The organism is Streptomyces sp. NPDC050528 (genome assembly GCF_044457795.1).
Taxonomy (GTDB): Bacteria; Actinomycetota; Actinomycetes; order Streptomycetales; family Streptomycetaceae; genus Streptomyces.
Genome location: NZ_JBITHH010000011.1, coordinates 174,047 through 189,723 on the forward strand (window position 1 = coordinate 174,047; position 15,677 = coordinate 189,723).

Sequence of the window (15,677 nt, forward strand, 5' to 3'; positions counted from 1 at the left end):
CCACTCGGGGGAGCCGAACGGGGGCGCTCCGTGAGCGTCCGGCAACGCTCTGACCTGGTGATCTTCGAAGCGAAGGAGACATCCCCCACAAATGCGACGAGGGCCGCGACCTTGGTGGTCGCGGCCCTCGCCTGCGATGTGTCCGAGGGGGGACTTGAACCCCCACGCCCGATAAAGGGCACTAGCACCTCAAGCTAGCGCGTCTGCCATTCCGCCACCCGGACAAGGTGTCTGTCGCGCGTGGTTTCCCCCGCGGCGACGAAGGAAACATTACCAGGCTTCCAGGGGTGGCCGATCACCCCCTGTTCCCGCCCGCGTCCCGCGTGAACGGCGTGTGACGGGCCGGGACCGCCCTTGGGGTGCGGTGCGGTGGGGAGAGAGGATGGGGGAGACCACCAGCAGTGACAGTGGGAGGAAGCAGCGTGAGCGACACGGACACGGCCAAGGGCGTCACCGGTGAGGACGAGGTCGTGGACCTCTGCCGCGAGCTGATCCGGATCGACACCAGCAACTACGGCGACCACTCGGGCCCGGGTGAGCGCAAGGCGGCCGAGTACGTCGCCGAGCAGCTCGCCGAGGTGGGCCTCGAACCGAAGATCTTCGAGTCGCACCCGGGACGCGCGTCCACGGTGGCCCGGATCGAGGGCACGGACCCCTCCCGGCCCGCGCTCCTCATCCACGGCCACCTGGACGTCGTACCGGCGAACGCGGTGGACTGGACCCACCACCCCTTCTCCGGCGAGGTCGCGGACGGGTGCGTGTGGGGGCGCGGCGCGGTCGACATGAAGGACATGGACGCGATGACCCTCGCGGTCGTCCGCGACCGGCTGCGCAGTGGGCGCAGGCCCCCGCGCGACATCGTGGTCGCCTTCCTCGCGGACGAGGAGGCGGGCGGTACGTACGGTGCGCGGCACCTCGTCGACAACCACCGCGAGCTGTTCGACGGCGTCACCGAGGGCATCAGCGAGGTCGGCGGGTTCTCGTTCACGGTGAGCGAGGAGCGGCGGCTCTATCTGATCCAGACGGCCGAGAAGGGCATGCACTGGATGAAGCTGACCGTGGCCGGTACCGCCGGGCACGGGTCGATGATCCATCGGGACAACGCGATCACCGAGCTGTCGGAAGCCGTCGCGCGGGTGGGCCGGCACAAGTTCCCGGTGCGGGTCACCAAGACGACCCGGGCCTTCCTCGACGAACTCGGCGACGCGCTCGGCACCCCGCTCGACCCCGAGGACATGGAGGCGACCCTCAAGCGGCTCGGTGGTATCGCCAAGCTCATCGGGGCGACCCTGAGCAACACCGCCAACCCGACGCAGCTGAACGCCGGTTACAAGGTCAACGTCATTCCCGGCGAGGCCACCGCCAACGTCGACGGGCGTTTCCTGCCGGGCCACGAGGAGGAGTTCCTCGCTGACCTCGACCGGATCCTCGGCCCGAAGGTCAAGCGTGAGGACGTGCACTCGGACAAGGCGCTGGAGACCTCCTTCGACGGGCCACTGGTCGACGCCATGCAGTCCTCGCTGCTCGCCGAGGACCCGACCGCGAAGGCCGTCCCGTACATGCTCTCCGGCGGTACGGACGCCAAGTCCTTCGACGACCTGGGCATCCGCGGCTTCGGCTTCGCGCCGCTCAAGCTGCCGCCGGAGCTGGACTTCGCGGGCATGTTCCACGGGGTCGACGAGCGGGTGCCGGTGGAGGGGCTGAAGTTCGGGGTGCGGGTGCTGGACCGGTTCATCGACGCGTCCTGAGGCGTGTCACGAGACGTGTCCTCAAACACCGGTCGGCGTCGGTTGACGCCGGAATTCGACCGCGCGTACGGGGGTGACCGGGAAGAGTGAATGTGCTCATAAGCTCGTAGCTCCATTACTCCCTCCTCGTTACAGGTGATGCGATCGGCAACACGAGATCGCTTTTGCCAACAAGGAGGAATAATGATCAAGAAGGTCGTCGCCGCTGCGGCTGCCACCGGTGGCCTGGTTCTCGCGGGTGCGGGTCTGGCCGTCGCCGACTCGGGCGCTCAGGGTGCCGCTGTGCACTCCCCGGGTGTCGTTTCCGGCAACGTCATCCAGGTTCCCGTCCACGTCCCGGTGAACGTGTGCGGCAACACGATCTCGGTGATCGGTCTGCTGAACCCCGCCTTCGGCAACACCTGCGTCAACAAGTGACGTCGCCCCTCTAGGGGGTGACCACGTCCTCGGCCCCGGAGCGCGCGCCATGCGCTCCGGGGCCGACGGGATTTTCGCGTCTTTGTCGCGGCCTTTCGCGCTCCCTATCGCTGGGAGAGACGCGACCAATTCAGGTCAGGATTGAAGGCAGGGGGGAATTCAGCAATGCGACAGGTCACTCGAAAAAGCTTGATGACCGTGGCGGCCGCGACCGGGGTGATCGCCGCCGCGGGCGGTGTCGCCCACGCCGACTCGGGCGCCGCGGGCTCCAGTTCGGAGTCGGCCGGCGTACTGTCCGGCAACACCGTGCAGGCACCGGTGCACGTGCCGGTCAACGTCTGCGGCAACACCGTGAACGTGGTGGGGATCCTCAACCCGGCGGTCGGCAACAAGTGCGGCAATCCGGGCGGGGGCAGCGGAAGCGGTCACGGGAGTGGCGGCCACGGTTCGTCGGGCGGGTACGGAAACTCCGACGGGTACGGCGACTCCGGGGGCTACGGCGGCTACGGCTCGTCGGGCGGACACGGCGGCTCCGGCGGACACGGCGCGCACGGCGGCTCAGGGGGCTCGCACGCCGGCGGACACGCCTCGAACTCACCCGGTGTCGGCTCCGGCAACCACGTCCAGGTACCGATCGACGTCCCGGTGAACGTGTGCGGCAACAGCGTCGACGTCATCGGCATCGGCAATGCCGTCACCGGCAACGACTGTGCGAACGACGGGAGTTGGAGCGGGGGCGGGCACCACGGCGGCGGCCATGACCACGGGACGCCTCCCGGGGGTGGCGGTCACCACGGGGGTGGTCACAACGGGGGTGGTCATGATCACGGGACGGCTCCGGGCGACGGTGGCCATCACGGTGGCGGGCACCACGGCACGCCTCCCGGCGGAGGCCATCACCACGGGGGCGGTCACCACCAGGGCGGTGGTCATCACCACGGCACGCCCCCGGGCGGCGGTCACGGCACGACCCCACCGGGAACTCCGGGTCACCCGGGTACGCCCACCCACCCGGGCACTCCCGGCACGCCCACCCACCCCACCTCACCGGGCACCTCGCCGATCAAGGGCGGTCAGACGCCCATCGGTTCCGTGCACGTGAACCAGCCCGGTGCGCAGTCCGGCGTCCGGTCCCCGGGCGGCGCGCAGCTCGCGCACACCGGCAGCGAGCTCCCGCTGGGCCTCGCCCTGCCGGTCGGCGCGGGTGCGCTGCTCGCGGGCGCGGTGCTGTACCGCAAGGCGCGGGCCTCGATGTAGCTCCCGAACACATGTGATCTGCGCAACGGAGGGGCCCCGCACTGTCGGGGCCCGCTCCGTTTCGCCCGGCTCAGCTCACCACGTGGCGCGCACCTGGCGGATGATCCGCCGGCGCAGCCGCACCCTGCGACTGCCGTCGCGCAGCAGGCTCAGTCGGTCCAATTCCCAGTGTCCGTACTCGGCATGGTCCGTCAGCAGACGTGTGGCGTCCTTGCGGGAGACCCCGCGCGGTACGTACACGTCGACAAATTCGTATTCCGGCATCGCATCTATTGTGCGGGCAGAGCCCCGGTACGGATAGCGTCTGCACTATGTCTGATGCTGCGCAGCCCACCGCTGCCGAGGTACGCGCCGCCGCCGAGGCGGTCAAGACCGCGCTCGACCGCCACCTGGCCGCGGTCGAAGGCCGGTCGGGGGAGGACGACCCGGCCGTCTACGAGGCGTTCAACCAGCTCGCCGCGGCCGCCGAGGTCTACGACGAGCTGCTCTACGACCGTTATGACGAGGTCACGCCTTTCGAGATCCCCGGTACGGAAGACTCCCTGCCGCCGTACACCGGCCCCGAGGAGCCGAACGCGGTGAGCGTGCTGATCCGCCGTGACTACGCCGTGGCGGAGCCGCAGCGGCTGCTGGCCCAGGCGCAGCGGGTCGAGGCCGCGGTCGGCGACGGCACGGGCACGGAGGCCTCCGCCACGATCCACGGTGCGCTGGGCATCCTCTTCGACGAGTTCGAGGCGGACGAGATCGCCTCCCGGCCCAAGGAGTTCGGTCTCGAAGAGGGCGACTCCACGCTCTGGGTGACCGCCGCCGACGAGACGGCCGACCCCGGCGCCTGGCTGGAGGCCCCCTTCGAGGGCGTCGATCCGCAGCGGGTGGTGTGCCGCTTCGACGTCAGCGCGGTCTTCGACGACGAGATCAACGACGAGATCGACGACATCGACGAGGTGGACGAGGTCGAGGACGAGCTCGATCCCGACCTGGACGCGGATCTGGACGAGGACGAGGACCTGGAGGCGCTGGAAGCGGACCGCTGACCGCGCCCGGCTGTTGAGACGACGACGGCGGCGGTCACCGAAGGACTCCTTCGGTGACCGCCGCCGTCTGTCGTGCGTGCCGCCCGGGCTCAGACCTCCGCGGGGACCTGCGGTCGCAGCAGCACCGGCAACCGCGTCGTCCGCGGCTTGGCCGGGACCTCGGCGACGGCCCGGGGCAGCGCCTGGTCCACGCCGTGGACGACGGACAGATGCCGGTCAGCCCGGCTGAACGCCGTGTACACCCAGGGCCGGCTGAGCGCCTGCGCCGCGTCCCCGGGCAGCACCACGACCACCGCGGGCCACCGCACTCCCACCGCCTGGTGCGCGGTCAGCGCCCACCCGTGCCGCACGGACTGCTCGACCCGCTCCTTCGGTACGACGACGGGCCCGCCGGGGCACGCCAGGTGCAGCCCCTCGGCGTCGGCGTTCACCACCCGGCCCGGGATCGTACGGCCCGGGGTGGGGGAGTACGCGATCCGGTCGCCGGGGTCGAAGCCGCCGAAGCGGCCGGGGCCGGGGTTGAGCCGTTCCTTCAGTGCCACGTTGAGGGCACGGGTGCCGGCCGCGCCGCCGTGGCCCGGTGTGATCACCACGGTCTGCTCGGCGGGGACGCCGATCACGCGCGGCACCGAGTCGGCGACGAGCTGCACGGTGCGGTGCACGGCCTCACCGGCGTCGCGCACCGGCACGATCACGACCTCCTTGCCGGGGGCCTCCACCTGGTTCAGCTCGCCGATGCCGATGCCCGAGACGAGTTCGCCCACGGGACCGAGATCCGGTCGCCGCGAGACGACCTGGGGGCAGGCCTTCGACGCGAGCAGATCGGCGAAGACCCGCCCGGCACCCGTCGACCACAGCACCGCCGGGTCCCCGGCCAGCACCAGCCGGGCCCCGTCCGGCAGTGACTCGGTGAGCAACGCCGCCGTCTCCACGTCCAGTTGGGGCGCGTCGAGCACGACGAGCAGATCCAGGTCCAGGGCACCGTCCGCGTCCCGCCCGGGACCTTCGACACGGGACAGGAGTCCGGCGACGGTGGCGGCGCGGGGGCCGTCGACCGACTCGGCCGACGGGGAGCCCTCGGCCTCGGCGGACCCGGCGAGCAGGGCGGCGAACCGGTCCCGCCCGACCGGACTGTGGGCGGCGGCCCAGGCACGCAACCCGAACCCCGCCGCCGCGCGGAGCAGCGCCGCCGGTTCCTCCAGGGACGCCTCCCCGCCGGTGTGGAGGACCAGGCCATGGCCCGCGACCGCGCGGATCAGCTCGCCGGTGGAGCCCTTGGCGGCACCCGCCTGCTCCCAGTCCGCCGCCGAACCGTCCTCCTTCGGCACCGAGTTGATCAGCTTGGCGAGTCCGTCGGCGAGGCTCTCCTCGGCGAGCGCGTACCGCTCCAGGCCGATCAGCACCCGGACCGGACGCTCCTCCACCTCCGTGTCCTCGTCGGACGCGTCGTCGGTGCGCTGCACCGGGACCGCGGGCTCGTCCAACGCGTCCTGGAAGACCAGCACTTCACCCTCGGCGATGGCACTCTGCGTCGCCGCGTCCGGGTCGGGCACGCCCTGCTTGGCCAGTGCGGCCGTCAACGCCGAGGCGTCCAGGGCCGTATGCCCAGCCAGCGCCGCCTGCTCCAGCAGCCAGCCGACGACCGCACGGCCCCGTCGCTCGTCGTCCGGCGCGCACCCGTCGCCGAGCAGCGCCCGCGCGAACCCGTCGGCCTGCTCGGGCCGTACACCCGGGACGCGCAGCAACTGCCAAGGATCCTCGCGGAGTTGATCGTCCCCACCCTCGCCGAGGGTCGCCGCGACCTGTGCCGCGAGCGTCTCGGGCGCGCCGCCCTCGGCCAGCACGAGCCGTACGGACTCGACGGTCTCGGTCGCGGGGGCGCCGGGCTCGGTCGGGACGGGCTGGGGCGGTCGCACCGCTTCGGGGGCGGCGGAGCGGCGCGGGGTGGGCTCCGGCTTGGCGAAGGGGGTGGTCACGGGCTTCTCGCCGCTCTCCACGGCCCGTACCGCCGCGAGCAGGTCGGCGGCCGTCCCGCTGAGCTTGGTCCCGGCCACGATGGGCCCGGCCTTCTCCGCCTTCCGCCGCTCGATCCGCTCCCGCTCCAGTTTCTGTGCCGCCAACTCGGCCGCGGCCTCGGACAGTTCGGGGGCGGCGGCCTCGGCCTTGGCCTCACCGGTGGCCTCGGCGTCCGTGCCCTCGCTGCCCTCGGCGCCTTCCCCGGCGTCCGCGACCACGTCCGCCCCCGTGCTCTCGGCGCCCTCCGCGCCCTCCGTGCCCGTGTCCTCGGACGGCGAGGTCTCCGTGGTCTCCGGGTCCGTGCTCACAGCGTGCTCCAGTCGTGATCGGGATAGCGGTGCAGAGGCGCCGACACATCGTCGAGCGCTCGGCAGATCTCGTCAGGAAGACTAAGCGCCTCCACTGACAATGCGGCCGTGAGCTGCTGCGCGTTGCGCGCGCCGACGATCGGGGCGGCCACCCCGGGCCGGTCGCGGACCCAGGCGAGGGCGACTTGGAGCGGCGTCACGGCGAGCCCGTCCGCGGCGATGGTCACCGCGTCCACGATGCGCGTCGCCGCGTCGTCGAGGTACGGCGCGACGAACGGCGCCATGTGCTCCGAGGCCCCCCGCGAGTCGGCCGGCGTCGCGTGCCGGTACTTGCCGGTGAGGACCCCGCGCCCGAGCGGCGAGGAGGGCAGCAGCCCGATGCCCAGGTCGAGCGCGGCCGGCAGCACCTCGCGCTCCACGCCCCGCTGCAGCAGCGAGTACTCCAACTGCGTGCTCGCCAGCCGCGTCCGCGTGCCCGGCGCCGCCAACTGCCAGGTCGCCGCCTTGGCCAGCTGCCAGCCGCAGTAGTTCGAGACGCCCGCATAGCGCGCCCGCCCGCTGCTGACCGCCAGGTCGAGGGCCTGGAGGGTCTCCTCCAGCGGCGTGAACGGGTCGAAGGCGTGGATGTGCCACACGTCGACGTAGTCCGTGCCGAGGCGGGCCAGCGAGGCGTCCAGCGCGGCCAGCAGATGACCGCGCGAGCCGTCGAAGCGGCGGTCGGGGTCGGGTACGCTCCCCGCCTTCGTCGAGATGACCAGGTCCCGGCGCGGCACGAGCCCTTCTATGAGCTGTCCGAGCAGGTACTCGGCCTCCCCGTCGCCGTACACGTCCGCCGTGTCGACCAGGGTGCCGCCGGCCTCCCAGAACGCCTTCAACAGGTCCGCGGCGTCGTGCTCGTCGGTGTCGCGCCCCCATGTGAGGGTGCCGAGTCCGATCCGGGACACACGAAGGCCGGTACGGCCGAGATGCCTCTGCTCCATGAACGCCGAGATTACTGGCCTGAACCTGCGGTGTGGTTGCCTGTGGATAACCGATTTCCACGATGATCCACAGTCCCCCGCAGGGCACGCTCCGTGACCGCTCACCGGCACCCGTCCTGTCCGCCCCGGCCACCGCGCGCTAGGGTCGGCACAACAGCGACGTTACTGATCGGTAAGGGGTCTGCCATGCAGCTCGGGATCAACCTCGGCTACTGGGGTGCCGGAATGGACGGCGACAATCTCGCCGTGGCGCAGGAGGCCGACCGCCTCGGCTACTCGGTGTGCTGGGCCGCCGAGGCCTACGGCTCCGACGCGGCCACGGTGCTCACCTGGGTCGCCGCGCAGACCGAGCGCATCGACGTCGGCTCGGCCATCTTCCAGATCCCGGCCCGCCAGCCCGCGATGACCGCGATGACCGCCGCGACCCTCGACTCGCTCTCCGGCGGCCGCTTCCGCCTCGGCATCGGCGTCTCGGGCCCGCAGGTCTCCGAGGGCTGGTACGGCGTCAAGTTCGACAAGCCGCTGGCACGCACGCGTGAGTACGTCGAGATCGTCCGCAAGGCGATGACCCGCGAGCGCCTGTCCTACGACGGCGAGCACTGGACGCTGCCGATGCCCGGCGGCCCGGGCAAGCCCCTCAAGCTGACCGTGCACCCGGAGCGCGAGCACATCCCGCTCTACATCGCGGCGATCGGCCCGAAGAACCTGGAGCAGACCGGCGAGATCGCCGACGGCGCGCTGCTCATCTTCCCCTCCGCCGAGCACCTGGAGGACACCGCCATCAGGCACCTGCGGGCCGGGCGCGAGAAGGCGGGCAAGACCCTCGAAGGCTTCGACATCGTCCCGACGGTCCCGCTCGCCTTCGGCGAGGACAAGGATGTCGAGAAGCTCGCGGACACCTTCCGCCCGTACACCGCCCTGTACGTCGGCGGCATGGGCAGCCGGCAGCAGAACTTCTACAACAAGCTGGCCCAGCGCATGGGCTTCGAGGCGGCCGCCGCCGAGATCCAGGACAAGTACCTGGCCGGCGACAAGGACGGCGCCGCAGCGGCCATCCCGCACGACCTGATCGACAAGACGACGCTGCTGGGTTCCGTGGACCGCATCGCGGACCGGATGAAGGAGTACGCGGCGGCCGGCGTCACCACCCTGACGCTCTCCCCGGCGGGCTGGACCCTGGAGGAGCGGATCGCCGCCCTCCGCGCCGGAACCGAGGCGCTGGAGCGCGCGGGGCTCGCGTAACACGGCTCTGCCGTACGGAAGTTTTCTACGGCCGTGGTGGGGGCTCGGGGGGTCTTCCCCGCCACGGCCGTCACGGGGAACAACGCGCGGCGGGCCGTGCGGTTACGCCCCCGTAGGGACATCCGTAGTCCTCCTTTTGGCGGAGTTGTCCGACACTGCTGTTGCAGCACCTCTGACGTCGCATTTGACTCGTTCTTTGCGGAGTACGGCGGAATCCTGCATGGAGGTGCGTTGAGGTGCTGTCGGCCAAGAGTCTGTTCCAGGAGATCCTCGACAACGACGAGTCGTTCCGGCTGTTCTGCTCCATCGCGGCCAGCGGCGAGTCCCAGGGCGGCTGGGAGAACGGGCGCATCGCCCTCCTCGTCCCGCCGACCGAACGCGACCTCGCCCCCAAGATCAGTCGGCACGGCGCCGACGAGGACAAGCACGGGCGCATTTTCAACGCCCTTCTGAAGAAGCGCGGCCTCCAGCCCGTACCCGTGCCCGCCGACACCGACTACACGATGCTCCTGGAGCGGCAGGGCATCGGCCTCGCGCACGAGAAGCTCAAGGGCGAGAGCGCGCTCACCGTCCAGGACGTCGTCACCTACCTCGCGCACAGCCGCGTCACCGAACAGCGTGCCTCCGAGCAGATGGACCTGCTGCGCAAACACTTCGCCGACCACCCCGACCTCGGCCGCGCGGTACGGATGATCTCGAACGACGAGGACAACCATCTCGCCTACTGCCACGAGGAGTTGCTGCGCTTCGCGGCCGCCGGACACGGCCGCGCCATCCAACGCACGCTCCGGGAGTGCGCGTTGGCCGAGATCCGCGTCTACCGGGACGTCAGCCTCGCGGTGATGGCCCACATGGGACGCGTCCTCGGCTGGCCGCGCGCCAAGTCGGCCGCGCTCGCCGCCGGCATCCACGCCGTGTACGCGTACGAACGGCTCGGCGGCTGGCGGCGGATGGTGTCCCTGAGGATGCCGGAACGCCGCGACGCCCTCGGCGGACCGGCCACCGCCGCCCCCGAGTTCGCGTAGGTCCAGGAAGCGCTCTACAGCCAGCCGCGCCGCTTGAACGTCCGGTACAGCAGCACCTCCAGGGCGGCCATCAGCAGGATCACCGCCGGGTACCCCCACAGCCAGTGCAGCTCGGGCATGTGGTCGAAGTTCATGCCGTAGATCCCCGCGATCATCGTGGGGACGGCGGCCATGGCGGCCCAGCCGGAGATCTTCCGCATGTCGTCGTTCTGCCGGACGCTGGTCTGCGCGAGGTGCGCCGACAGGACGTCCGAGACCAGCCGGTCCAGGCCCTCCACGGACTCGTTGACCTTCATCAGGTGGTCGTTGACATCACGGAAGAACGGCCGCGACTTGTCGTTCACGAACGGCACCCGGTCCCCGGCGAGACCGACGCCCGCGAGCCGGGCCAGTGGCATCGCCAGCGGCCCGGTGGCCCGGCGGAACTCCAGGATCTGCCGCTTGAAGGTGTAGATCCGCGAGGCCGTGGTCCGCGAGCCGCCGCCGGTCGGCGAGAACACCGCCGCCTCCAGCTCCTCCAGGTCGGTCTGCAACTCGCCCGCCACGTCCACGTAGTGGTCGACCACCGCGTCCGCGATCGAATACAGCACCGCCGTCGGCCCGTGCCGCAGCATCTCCGGCTCCTCCTCAAGACGGTGCCGTACGGCCGCCAGAGGGGCCTCCATGCCGTGCCGGACGGTCACTACGAAGGAGTCGCCCACGAAGACCATGACCTCGCCGGAGGTGACGACGTCGTCGTCCGCCTCGTAGCCGACCGGCTTGAGGACCACGAACAGCGAGTCGTCGTAGACCTCCAGCTTGGGGCGTTGATGCGCGGTGAGGGCGTCCTCGACGGCCAGCGGGTGCAGCCCGAACTCCTCGGTGACCTTGTCGAACTCCTTCTCCGTGGGCTCGTAGAGGCCGATCCAGACGAAGGCGCCGCCCACCCGACGACAGTGGTCCAGGCCGTCGGAGAAGTCGCCGGGGCCCTCCGTCCGGCGTCCGTCACGGTAGATGGCGTAGTCCACGATCACGGTGCGTATTCTCCTGCCGTCCCGCCGAAGACGCACCCGCACGTGCGCCTACCCTTGGCCCCATGCCCACGTTGATCCTTGTCCGGCACGGACGTTCGACCGCCAACACCGGGGGAGTGCTCGCCGGCTGGACGCCCGGAGTCGCGCTCGACGAGCGGGGCAACGCCCAGGCCGCCGCGCTCCCCGGACGGCTCGCCGCGCTGCCGATCGCCGAGGTCGTCGCCAGCCCGCTGCAACGCTGCCAGGAGACCCTCCAGCCCCTCCTCGACGCCCGCCCCGACCTGCGGCTGCACACCGAGGAGCGGATCGGGGAGTGCCACTACGGGGACTGGTCCGGCCGCAAGCTGGCCGAGCTGATGGACGAGCCCCTGATGGAGGTCGTCCAGTCGCACCCCTCGTCGGCCGCGTTCCCCGGCGGCGAGTCGATGCGCGCGATGCAGACCCGCGCGGCCGAGGCCGTACGCGAGTGGAACGCGCGCGTGGAGCGCGATCACGGCGCCGACGCCGTCTACCTCATGTGCTCGCACGGCGACATCATCAAGTCCCTTGTCGCGGACGCACTCGGACTTCATCTCGACCTCTTCCAGCGGATCTCTGTAGAACCGTGTTCCATCACCGCGATCCGTTACACCCGTCTCAGGCCTTTTCTCGTACGGCTCGGGGACACGGGTGATCTCGCGTCCCTGGCGCCGCGGGAGGAGCCCCCGGGCGACCAGGCCACGGTCGGGGGCGGCGCGGGCGCACCGTGATCGTCGGCCGCAGTAGGGTGAAGCGGTCGCAGTAGCGCCGCACTTGTCAGCAGTCGATTCCAATGGAGACAGGACGTGTCCCGTCAGGTGTTCCTCTACGACCCGCCGGACCGCTTCGTAGCCGGCACGGTCGGACTGCCCGGGCGCCGTACGTTCTTCCTCCAGGCCGCCTCCGGTCCTCGGGTGACCAGCGTGGCCCTGGAGAAGACGCAGGTCGCCGCGCTCGCCGAGCGCATGGACGAGCTTCTGGACGAGGTCGTACGGCGCAGTGGCGGCAGCGCCGCCGTCCCGGCCGTCACCCCCACCGAGATCTCCGACACCCGCCCGCTGGAGACCCCCGTCGAGGAGGAGTTCCGCGTCGGCACCATGGCGCTCGCCTGGGACGGTGAGGAGCAGCGCATGATCGTCGAGGCGCAGGCCCTCGTCGAACTCGACGCCGACACCGACGAGGACCTCGCCGAGGCCGAGGAGCGCCTCCTCCAGGACGAGGAGAACGGCCCCCCGATGCTGCGGGTCCGCCTCACCGGAGCCCAGGCCCGCGCCTTCGCCAAGCGGGCCCTGGACGTCGTCAACGCCGGCCGGCCGCCCTGCCCGCTGTGCAGCCTCCCGCTCGACCCGGAAGGACACGTATGTCCGCGCCAGAACGGATACCGCCGCGGAGCGTGACCACGGCCGAGCTGTTGTCCAAGGGTGAGCTGAAGGTACGCGGACGCATCCGCGAGGCCTCGAACGCGGTGCTGTTCTGCTCCGTGACGTACGAGGGCCGCGAGGCGTCCTGCGTATACAAACCCGTCGCCGGGGAGCGCCCCCTGTGGGACTTCCCCGACGGGAACCTCGCCCAGCGGGAGGTCGCCGCCTACGAGGTCTCCGAGGCGACCGGCTGGGGCCTCGTGCCGACCACCGTGCTGCGCGACGGCCCGTACGGCGAGGGCATGTGCCAGCTGTGGATCGAGACCGCGGCCGAGTCCGAACTGCTCGCCCTGGTCGACGCCGAGGAGCCCGAGGAGGGCTGGAAGGCCATCGGCCTCGCCGAGGTCGGCGAGGGGAAAACCGCCCTCCTGGTGCACGCCGACGACGAGCGGCTGCGCCGGCTCGCCGTCCTCGACGCCGTCATCAACAACGCCGACCGCAAGGGCGGCCATCTGCTGCCCGCCGACGAGGGGCGCCTCTACGGCATCGACCACGGCGTCACCTTCAACGCCGAGAACAAGCTGCGCACCCTCCTGTGGGGCTGGGCGGGCGAGCCGCTCACTCCGGAGGCGATCGACGTCCTCCAGGCGCTCAGGGAGGCGCTGAGCGACGGCGGAGGGCTCGCCGCGAAGCTCGCCGAGCTCATCACCGACGTAGAACTCGATGCCACACGCGCGCGTGTCGACGCGTTGCTCGCGGACGGGAAGCATCCCGAGCCGAGCGGGGAATGGCCGGCCATTCCGTGGCCGCCGGTGTAGCAGCACGGCGGTCACGGTCGCGCAAGAGTGCCTTACCGGTCATCCGGCCTGGTCCGGTTCGTAAACGGATCATCCGTCCGGTTACGCTCATGACATGTATGCCTGGCCCGCTTCTGAGGTCCCCGCCCTTCCCGGCAAGGGCCGCGACCTCCGGATCCACGACACCGCGACCGGCGGTCTGGTCACCCCCGACACCGGTCCCGTCGCCCGTATCTACGTCTGCGGCATCACGCCGTACGACGCCACCCATATGGGACACGCGGCGACCTACAACGCGTTCGACCTCGTGCAGCGCGTGTGGCTCGACACCAAGCGGCAGGTTCACTACGTCCAGAACGTGACCGACGTCGACGACCCGCTCCTGGAGCGCGCCGTGCGCGACGGCGTCGACTGGGTGGCCCTCGCCGAGCAGGAGACGGCGCTCTTCCGCGAGGACATGACCGCCCTGCGCATGCTGCCCCCGAAGCAGTACATCGGCGCGGTCGAGGCGATACCCGGCATCGTGCCGCTCGTGGAGCGCCTCAGGGACGCCGGTGCCGCCTACGAACTCGAAGGCGACACCTACTTCTCCGTCGGGTCCGACCCCAACTTCGGCAAGGTCTCGAACCTCGACGCGGCCGCCATGCGCCTGCTCTCCGCCGAGCGCGGCGGCGACCCGGACCGCCCCGGCAAGAAGAACCCGCTCGACCCGATGCTCTGGATGGCCGCCCGCGAGGGCGAACCGAGCTGGGACGGCGGCTCGTTGGGCCGCGGGCGCCCCGGCTGGCACATCGAGTGTGTCGCGATCGCCCTCGACCACCTCGGCATGGGCTTCGACGTGCAGGGCGGCGGCTCCGACCTCGCCTTCCCGCACCACGAGATGGGCGCCTCGCACGCCCAGGTGCTGACCGGCGAGTTCCCGATGGCCAAGGCCTACGTCCACGCCGGCATGGTCGGTCTCGACGGCGAGAAGATGTCGAAGTCCCGGGGCAACCTCGTCTTCGTCTCCGCGCTGCGCCGCGACGGCGTCGACCCGGCCGCCATCCGGCTCGCCCTGCTCGCCCACCACTACCGCTCCGACTGGGAGTGGACCGACGGGGTGCTCGCGGACGCGGTCGCCCGGCTCGGACGCTGGCGTGCCGCCGTCTCCCGGCCCGACGGCCCCTCCGCCGTCACGGTCGTCGAGGAGATGCGCGAAGCCCTCGCGAACGACCTGGACGCCCCGGCCGCGCTCGCCGCGGTCGACCGCTGGGCGGCTCTCCAGCGGGACCGGGGCGGCAGCGACGAGGGCGCCCCAGGCGTCGTGTCCCGTGCCGTGGACGCCCTGTTGGGCGTGGCCCTCTAGCAACAGCCCACAGAACAGGGGCGGTTCCTCCCACCCGGGAGGAACCGCCCCTGTCTCACACCCTGTTGACCGGCGGACTCACTCCTCGGAGGAGTCTTCTTCGTCCGCGTCGGCATCCGGCTCCGGCTCCGTGTCCGGCTTCGCGGGTCTCGTCGGCTTCGTACGGCCGGGGTTGTCCCGCAGATACGACGCGCTGTCGCTGCCGTCCGCCGTGGCGTGACCACCGGGCGGCGGGTTGCCACCGCCGTCCCGCCGCCGCAGATAGCGTTCGAACTCACGCGCGATCGCCTCGCCCGACGCCTCAGGCAGCTCCGCGGTGTCGCGGGCCTCCTCCAGCGTCTGCACGTACTCGGCGACCTCGCTGTCCTCGGCGGCCAGCTGGTCCACGCCGACCTGCCAGGCGCGCGCGTCCTCGGGCAGCTCGCCCAGCGGGATGCGCACGTCGATCAGGTCCTCCAGGCGGTTGAGCAGCGCCAGGGTGGCCTTCGGGTTGGGCGGTTGCGACACGTAGTGCGGCACCGCCGCCCACAGCGACACGGCCGGTACGCCCGCGTGCGTGCACGCCTCCTGGAGGATGCCGACGATCCCGGTGGGACCCTCGTACTTGGTCTCCTCCAGGTCCATCCGCTGCGCCAGGTCCGCGTCCGACGTGGTCCCGCTGATCGGCACCGGACGCGTGTGCGGGGTGTCACCGAGCAGCGCGCCCAGGATCACCACCAGCTCCACGCCCAACTCGTGGGCGAAGCCCAGCAGTTCGTTGCAGAACGAGCGCCAGCGCATCGACGGTTCGATGCCTCGGACGAGCACGAGATCACGCGGCTTCTCGCCGCCGACCCGGACCACCGAGAGGCGTGTTGTCGGCCAGGTGATCTTTCGCACGCCGGCGTCCATCCACACCGTGGGCCGGTTGACCTGGAAGTCGTAGTAGTCCTCGGCGTCCAGCGCCGCGAACACCTCGCCCTTCCACTCTCTGTCCAAGTGCGCGACCGCGGTGGAGGCGGCGTCGCCGGCGTCGTTCCAGCCCTCGAACGCGGCCACCATCACTGGGTCGATCAGCTCGGGAACCCCCTCCAGCTCGATCACCCAGCGCCTCCTTCCGATCTGCCCTCACGTACG

At 71.2% G+C, this 15,677-nt stretch carries 15 protein-coding genes and 1 tRNA gene; 10 read left to right on the plus strand and 6 right to left on the minus strand.

The window, feature by feature from the left end:
- Window positions 1-139: 139 nt before the first annotated feature.
- Window positions 140-224: transfer RNA gene (locus tag ACIBK4_RS34210), tRNA-Leu, on the minus strand.
- 198 nt (window positions 225-422) lie between these two features.
- Here ACIBK4_RS34210 and ACIBK4_RS34215 point away from each other — a divergent pair.
- The 3 genes from ACIBK4_RS34215 (at window position 423) to ACIBK4_RS34225 (ending at window position 3,422) form a co-directional block, all read left to right on the plus strand.
- Window positions 423-1,748, plus strand: a complete 1,326-nt coding sequence (locus tag ACIBK4_RS34215; RefSeq protein WP_399001088.1) for a M20/M25/M40 family metallo-hydrolase — start codon at window positions 423-425, stop codon at window positions 1,746-1,748.
- 183 nt (window positions 1,749-1,931) lie between these two features.
- A complete protein-coding gene (chpH, locus tag ACIBK4_RS34220) occupies window positions 1,932-2,165 on the plus strand; it encodes a chaplin ChpH (protein ID WP_019059153.1) in 234 nt (77 codons plus the stop codon).
- A 165-nt stretch (window positions 2,166-2,330) separates the two neighbouring features.
- A complete protein-coding gene (locus ACIBK4_RS34225; protein ID WP_399001091.1) occupies window positions 2,331-3,422 on the plus strand; it encodes a chaplin in 1,092 nt (363 codons plus the stop codon).
- 75 nt (window positions 3,423-3,497) lie between these two features.
- Here the strand turns inward: ACIBK4_RS34225 and ACIBK4_RS34230 are convergent, their stop codons facing one another.
- Complete coding sequence (locus ACIBK4_RS34230) at window positions 3,498-3,686, minus strand: DUF5703 family protein (protein ID WP_005485166.1); 189 nt, start codon at window positions 3,684-3,686, stop codon at window positions 3,498-3,500.
- Window positions 3,687-3,733: 47 nt separating this feature from the next.
- On the opposite strand from ACIBK4_RS34230, the gene ACIBK4_RS34235 reads away from it, so the two are divergent.
- Window positions 3,734-4,456: a hypothetical protein gene (locus ACIBK4_RS34235; protein ID WP_399001093.1), complete on the plus strand. Its 723-nt coding sequence runs from the start codon at window positions 3,734-3,736 to the stop codon at window positions 4,454-4,456.
- Between the two features lie 89 nt (window positions 4,457-4,545).
- On the opposite strand, the gene ACIBK4_RS34240 is transcribed toward ACIBK4_RS34235, so the two are convergent.
- Together ACIBK4_RS34240 and ACIBK4_RS34245 are read right to left on the minus strand one after the other, a co-directional pair.
- On the minus strand, window positions 4,546-6,780 hold the full coding sequence (locus ACIBK4_RS34240) for a helix-hairpin-helix domain-containing protein (protein ID WP_399001095.1): 2,235 nt from the start codon (window positions 6,778-6,780) through the stop codon (window positions 4,546-4,548).
- The gene (locus tag ACIBK4_RS34245; RefSeq protein ID WP_329246519.1) at window positions 6,777-7,760 is read right to left on the minus strand and encodes an aldo/keto reductase; all 984 of its coding nucleotides are present in this window, start codon (window positions 7,758-7,760) and stop codon (window positions 6,777-6,779) included. The genes ACIBK4_RS34240 and ACIBK4_RS34245 overlap by 4 nt, the downstream gene beginning before the upstream one ends.
- 186 nt (window positions 7,761-7,946) lie before the next feature.
- Here ACIBK4_RS34245 and ACIBK4_RS34250 point away from each other — a divergent pair, with 186 nt between their 5' ends.
- Window positions 7,947-9,002 carry an LLM class F420-dependent oxidoreductase gene (locus tag ACIBK4_RS34250; protein ID WP_399001098.1) on the plus strand — a complete coding sequence of 352 codons (1,056 nt, stop codon included), beginning with the start codon at window positions 7,947-7,949 and terminating at the stop codon, window positions 9,000-9,002.
- A gap of 236 nt (window positions 9,003-9,238) precedes the next feature.
- The gene (locus tag ACIBK4_RS34255; protein WP_399001100.1) at window positions 9,239-10,027 is read left to right on the plus strand and encodes a ferritin-like domain-containing protein; all 789 of its coding nucleotides are present in this window, start codon (window positions 9,239-9,241) and stop codon (window positions 10,025-10,027) included.
- 14 nt (window positions 10,028-10,041) lie between these two features.
- Here the strand turns inward: ACIBK4_RS34255 and corA are convergent, their stop codons facing one another.
- Entirely contained in the window at window positions 10,042-11,040 is a 999-nt protein-coding gene (gene corA, locus ACIBK4_RS34260; protein WP_033283698.1) for a magnesium/cobalt transporter CorA, read from the minus strand.
- 62 nt (window positions 11,041-11,102) lie between these two features.
- Between corA and ACIBK4_RS34265 the strand changes: the two genes are divergently transcribed.
- The 4 genes from ACIBK4_RS34265 (at window position 11,103) to mshC (ending at window position 14,561) form a co-directional block, all read left to right on the plus strand.
- Window positions 11,103-11,789: a histidine phosphatase family protein gene (locus ACIBK4_RS34265; protein ID WP_399001103.1), complete on the plus strand. Its 687-nt coding sequence runs from the start codon at window positions 11,103-11,105 to the stop codon at window positions 11,787-11,789.
- Between the two features lie 75 nt (window positions 11,790-11,864).
- Window positions 11,865-12,455 (plus strand): DUF3090 domain-containing protein, encoded by a 591-nt coding sequence (locus tag ACIBK4_RS34270; RefSeq protein ID WP_033283700.1) that lies wholly within the window; start codon window positions 11,865-11,867, stop codon window positions 12,453-12,455.
- Complete coding sequence (locus tag ACIBK4_RS34275; protein WP_399001105.1) at window positions 12,419-13,237, plus strand: SCO1664 family protein; 819 nt, start codon at window positions 12,419-12,421, stop codon at window positions 13,235-13,237. Before ACIBK4_RS34270 ends, ACIBK4_RS34275 begins: the two co-directional genes overlap by 37 nt.
- A gap of 94 nt (window positions 13,238-13,331) precedes the next feature.
- Complete coding sequence (gene mshC / locus ACIBK4_RS34280) at window positions 13,332-14,561, plus strand: cysteine--1-D-myo-inosityl 2-amino-2-deoxy-alpha-D-glucopyranoside ligase (protein WP_399001108.1); 1,230 nt, start codon at window positions 13,332-13,334, stop codon at window positions 14,559-14,561.
- Window positions 14,562-14,639: 78 nt separating this feature from the next.
- On the opposite strand, the gene ACIBK4_RS34285 is transcribed toward mshC, so the two are convergent.
- Complete coding sequence (locus tag ACIBK4_RS34285) at window positions 14,640-15,644, minus strand: PAC2 family protein (protein ID WP_399001110.1); 1,005 nt, start codon at window positions 15,642-15,644, stop codon at window positions 14,640-14,642.
- Window positions 15,645-15,677 lie beyond the last annotated feature (33 nt).

Bases quoted from the DNA above. Each gene is read 5' to 3' on its own strand.
- chpH (WP_019059153.1), top strand. From the start codon at position 1,932: ATGATCAAGAAGGTCGTCGCCGCTGCGGCTGCCACCGGTGGCCTGGTT.
- ACIBK4_RS34225 (WP_399001091.1), top strand. From the start codon at position 2,331: ATGCGACAGGTCACTCGAAAAAGCTTGATGACCGTGGCGGCCGCGACC.
- ACIBK4_RS34230 (WP_005485166.1), bottom strand. From the start codon at position 3,686: ATGCCGGAATACGAATTTGTCGACGTGTACGTACCGCGCGGGGTCTCC.
- ACIBK4_RS34235 (WP_399001093.1), top strand. From the start codon at position 3,734: ATGTCTGATGCTGCGCAGCCCACCGCTGCCGAGGTACGCGCCGCCGCC.
- ACIBK4_RS34245 (WP_329246519.1), bottom strand. From the start codon at position 7,760: ATGGAGCAGAGGCATCTCGGCCGTACCGGCCTTCGTGTGTCCCGGATC.
- ACIBK4_RS34250 (WP_399001098.1), top strand. From the start codon at position 7,947: ATGCAGCTCGGGATCAACCTCGGCTACTGGGGTGCCGGAATGGACGGC.
- ACIBK4_RS34265 (WP_399001103.1), top strand. From the start codon at position 11,103: ATGCCCACGTTGATCCTTGTCCGGCACGGACGTTCGACCGCCAACACC.
- ACIBK4_RS34275 (WP_399001105.1), top strand. From the start codon at position 12,419: ATGTCCGCGCCAGAACGGATACCGCCGCGGAGCGTGACCACGGCCGAG.
- mshC (WP_399001108.1), top strand. From the start codon at position 13,332: ATGTATGCCTGGCCCGCTTCTGAGGTCCCCGCCCTTCCCGGCAAGGGC.